Below are 453 nucleotides of genomic sequence, written 5' to 3' on the forward strand. Positions count from 1 at the left end.
TTCAGATCTATTGCGGTTAAGCAGGGCGTTGAACTGCGCCACTACCGATTCCCTCTTTAGTCGGAGGACCTCCAGTGCGGTTACAGATTCATTCCGAAGCAGATCGGTCTGCAGCACATCGCTCAAAGCGCCGCTGCCGGCACTAACCCGGGAAAGCGCGAGATCTTTATAGTTTTGAAGGATCTCCAGGTTCTCTTCCTGAAATGTAACCTGCTGCTCCAGTTCATACAGATCGTAATATTTACTGCTTACGTCCAGAAATAGTCGGTTTCGAATATCCAAAAAAGCCTGAAATTTAGCTTCTGCCATAAGATTAGCCACATCTTCACGAGCTTCCAGGGTACCAAACCAGGGAAACATCTGCATCAGGGAGAATCGTGCCTCCTGTGGTCCCAGCCGGGTTTCCACCATAGATCCAAAGGCTGTCATGGTCAAGGCAGGATCGGGCAGGCT

The 453-nt window shown here is 50.1% G+C and carries 1 pseudogene; it reads right to left on the reverse strand.

Going from position 1 to position 453, the window contains the following annotated elements:
- Positions 1 to 309: pseudogene (locus HC176_RS16450) on the reverse strand (TolC family protein); the annotation flags it as partial.
- Positions 310 to 453 lie beyond the last annotated feature (144 nt).

It is taken from the genome of Tamlana crocina, assembly GCF_012037625.1.